Here is a 3,387-nt window from a genome sequence, read left to right as displayed (position 1 = left end):
TGTGGAGAGATCGAGATCATATCTGGCAAACTCTCTTTCCTGACGTGCCAGAGGCATCCCGTTTACATATTTAGCGTTCATGATACCTGCTACGAGGGAAGGTGTAGCAATGCTCCCACGGATCAGGGAAGGTTCTTTTTCCGGACGTTTCATGGATCCGCATTCCGGACAGCTGTATACATAAGTGATCTCTTCTTCAACTTCAAACTTTGCAGGTATAAAACGCAGGCGTTTTACAGTCTCCTTTGTTACTACGCTGTATTTTTTTCCGCATTCCGGACAGTAACGGGCTTCCCCTTCCAGTTTATAGGTCCTGGTCTCAACGGTCTCAAAATTGGAAAGATCTTCTTCCTTCTTTCCTTTTCTTTTTTTACGTTTATAAGAGGATAACCGGATCTCTTCAAAAAGTTCCTCTGTTTCCGCATCCGCATTGGCTTCTGCCTCATTGAACAGGTTCATCTGTTCATATTCTTCGGCATACTTTTCACTGGATGCCCCAAACTGTTTTCTCTGCGCAAGGGTAAGACGGTCAGAGAGCATGGCATTTAAGAATTCGAGTTCTTTCTGTTTATCCTTCAGCAGCTGGATCTCTGTATCCTTCTTCTTTGTCTGTTCCTGTACGATCTTCATCAATGAGATCAGATCTTCACGGCTCATGTTATTCAGCTGTTTATCTGTAAAGATCGGTTCCATGTCCTGTCCTCCCTGCTTTAGCGTTATAAAAAGTATATCATGGTTCCAGCTGTTTTCCTATAAAAAACTGCGTTTCCAGATATAGGAAATACGCTGGGAAATGCCCTGTTTTTCATGATTTTTACGGGATTGACAGCTCCGCTGTCTTATGCTTACAGGATGATCTTTGGATGGTGTTCCTCAAATGCACCCCTGGGATTTAAAGAGAGCCCGTCACACAGCCAGTGGATCTCTTTCAGAGTCACCTGACGGAGTTCATCTGGAGTATCCGGCCATTGAAAAGCATTACGGTCGAGCCGTTTCATCAGGCTCCAGAATCCAGATCCATCCCATTGAAGGATCTTTATAGAAGTACGCCGACGGTTGCAGAACGCAAACATGCAGCGTGAGTATGGGTCGAGGTGAAATTTTAATTTGATGATGGCGGCCAGACCATTGTAACTTTTTCTCAGATCAGTGACTCCGCAGGAAAGATATACCGTTGTTCCTCCTGCCAGGTCAAGCATGGCGCTGCAGGAATCCCAGTATAGATTCCATCAATTCCGGTCTGCAGGAATCAGATATTTCAATACGGATACTGTCTGAAATAAAAATACGCACCGATGAAGATTCCTCAGAGAGCAGCTTTCTGGCAGCTTCCTGCTCAGATGGAAGTCTGACAAAGACCATATCCTGTTCAGATTCGGATGCCGGCTCTTCTTTTGCAAATCTGCGGATCCAATATCCCATCGTAGATAAAGGGATACCGTTTTCTGTACACCATTGTTTACATGTTTGTCCACTGGTCTGGTATTGTTGGATACGGTCAGACCAGAGTTTTGCTTTTTCTTCTTTATTCATAGTGATATAGAATACCTCCTGAGTTTTAAGGAGATTGTAGCAGAATAAAAAATGAAAAAACAGATACGGATGATTACCTACTTACGAGTAGACAGGCTAAAAATGGGTATAAAAATACCCTGCCAGCTTTCACCAGCAGGGTTGATTAGAATTTTTACTTGTAAAGGTCTTCCAGCGTTATCAGCCGAACTTCACCTCGCTCTTGTGCCTGAAGAAGTCCATCTGTGAATCCGCCTTTCGAGAAGATATAGTAGTGATAGTTGTTGCCCTTTCCAAAAACTGAGGCATAATCCCGAATCAAATCGAGTTCATCCACACCGATTTTCTCATTCCGGTATTTGCATGAACCGATGATATAGTCTTTGCCCTCAACAGGAGTTCCGACGATATCAATCTGTATCTGCTTTTTCTTCTTCGGGTCTGTCCCCCACCACTGGCCGATTTCACTCAGCTCAATAGGAAGGCTATCCGAATAATAGAGCAGGTAATCCTGACACATCTTCTCATAAATTAGACCCATGTAATCAGGAAGATACTGCTTTACAGCGTGTGGATAGGTCTTTGCAATTCTGCCAGAGTCAATGGCACTCATATTGATTGGCACAAACCGATACCAGAAACGGAAGAAGTTATCAGCCAGCAGATAGATGGTTTTCTTACCCGGTTTTTCTGTAATCGGTGTTTCTTTCTTCGCAATGCCAAGGTCGATCAGCGTTTTCAGGTACTTCGATACGACCGAGTTTTCCTCGCCGACCTTCATCTTGATATCGTTCATTCGGGAAGCACCTTCTGCAATCGCTTTAATGATTGCATTATAAATGGCCGGCTCCCGGAGTTCCTGCTTCAGTAAGTTCCCCGGTTCCTCATACAGATAGCTGGAGCGGTCAAAGAAATTATCCAACAGAGCTTCATCCACACTATCTCGCACATCCAACTTATTGATATAGTGGGGAACTCCTCCCGTGATCCCATAAATCAGGGAATTGTCTTCTGCAGACAGATTTGGGTGGAACACAGCGGTTTCTTTATAGTCTAGCGGCTCAATCTTAAACTGGCCAGTACGTCTGCCATACAACGGACTTTCCTTTCCAAGCACCTGACTCTCCATGAAGCTCATAGAGGAGCCGCAAAGAATCAGGTACATCTTGGACTCTGTCCATTTGTGGTCGATGATGTGCTGCAGCATCGCTGAAATAGCTGGTTTTGCTTTTGCAAGATAAGGATACTCATCAATGACAAAGACAATCCTCTTTTCCTTTGAAAGTGCTGTCAACTCATCCAAAGCTGCATCATAGGACCTGAACTCCGGTGCAGACTCCATATCCGGCCGCTCAAAACTCATAATCGACTTTGAGAGAGCTTCCAGATTTTCCTTTCCTGTCGTGTTCAATGCAGAAAAGAAAATGGTAGGCTTATCTTTGCAGAACTCGTTGATCAGTGCCGTTTTACCAACACGCCGTCTGCCGTAGATGACAATGCACTCAAACTTATCACCTGCATACCGTTTATTCAGTTTCCGCAGCTCATCCTCACGGCAATAGAATTGACTCATCTACTCACCTCCAATAATTATACTCGTGAGTTAGTAACTCGTAAGTTACTTCTTTACGAGTATAATAAATCAGATAGTCTGCAAAGTCAAGTAAAATAAGTCGAACCTTTAAAATCGATCGAAGTCCGACTGACTTGCCAGCTCTTTGTACGAATAGCCGTCATTCTGCCGCTCCGTGAACATATCATTGACCAACCCGATGGTCAGCAGGTCGAGGTCGGCAATGCTGATACCGAGCTGTACACAGGTAAGTAGGTAATCATCCGTATATTGACATTTTATAAAAGCCATCTGATACTGTT

Annotated in this window: 5 protein-coding genes; all 5 read right to left on the bottom strand. The window is 44.0% G+C overall.

Annotated features, from left to right (window positions below):
- On the bottom strand, positions 1 to 693 hold a 693-nt coding region (locus DXB83_RS16225; RefSeq protein ID WP_147399385.1), incomplete at its 3' end, for an IS66 family transposase zinc-finger binding domain-containing protein.
- 152 nt (positions 694 to 845) lie between these two features.
- Positions 846 to 1,199, bottom strand: a complete 354-nt coding sequence (gene tnpB, locus DXB83_RS16220; RefSeq protein WP_118639954.1) for an IS66 family insertion sequence element accessory protein TnpB — start codon at positions 1,197 to 1,199, stop codon at positions 846 to 848.
- Complete coding sequence (gene tnpA / locus DXB83_RS16710) at positions 1,192 to 1,533, bottom strand: IS66 family insertion sequence element accessory protein TnpA (protein ID WP_173841882.1); 342 nt, start codon at positions 1,531 to 1,533, stop codon at positions 1,192 to 1,194. Before tnpA ends, tnpB begins: the two co-directional genes overlap by 8 nt.
- A gap of 154 nt (positions 1,534 to 1,687) precedes the next feature.
- The gene (locus DXB83_RS16210; RefSeq protein WP_112483362.1) at positions 1,688 to 3,085 is read right to left on the bottom strand and encodes an ATP-binding protein; all 1,398 of its coding nucleotides are present in this window, start codon (positions 3,083 to 3,085) and stop codon (positions 1,688 to 1,690) included.
- Between the two features lie 108 nt (positions 3,086 to 3,193).
- Positions 3,194 to 3,376, bottom strand: a complete 183-nt coding sequence (locus tag DXB83_RS16205; protein ID WP_082424984.1) for a hypothetical protein — start codon at positions 3,374 to 3,376, stop codon at positions 3,194 to 3,196.
- Positions 3,377 to 3,387 lie beyond the last annotated feature (11 nt).

Origin of the sequence: Blautia sp. OM06-15AC (assembly GCF_003481425.1) — a bacterium.
In the GTDB taxonomy this organism is placed as follows: Bacteria; Bacillota; Clostridia; order Lachnospirales; family Lachnospiraceae; genus Fusicatenibacter; species Fusicatenibacter saccharivorans.
The sequence above is the reverse complement of the archived record's forward strand: the minus strand, read 5'-3'. Positions and strand labels throughout refer to the sequence as shown.

Coding starts and splice junctions, on each gene's coding strand:
- tnpB (WP_118639954.1), bottom strand. CDS start 1,199: ATGCTTGACCTGGCAGGAGGAACAACGGTATATCTTTCCTGCGGAGTC.
- tnpA (WP_173841882.1), bottom strand. CDS start 1,533: ATGAATAAAGAAGAAAAAGCAAAACTCTGGTCTGACCGTATCCAACAA.
- DXB83_RS16210 (WP_112483362.1), bottom strand. CDS start 3,085: ATGAGTCAATTCTATTGCCGTGAGGATGAGCTGCGGAAACTGAATAAA.
- DXB83_RS16205 (WP_082424984.1), bottom strand. CDS start 3,376: ATGGCTTTTATAAAATGTCAATATACGGATGATTACCTACTTACCTGT.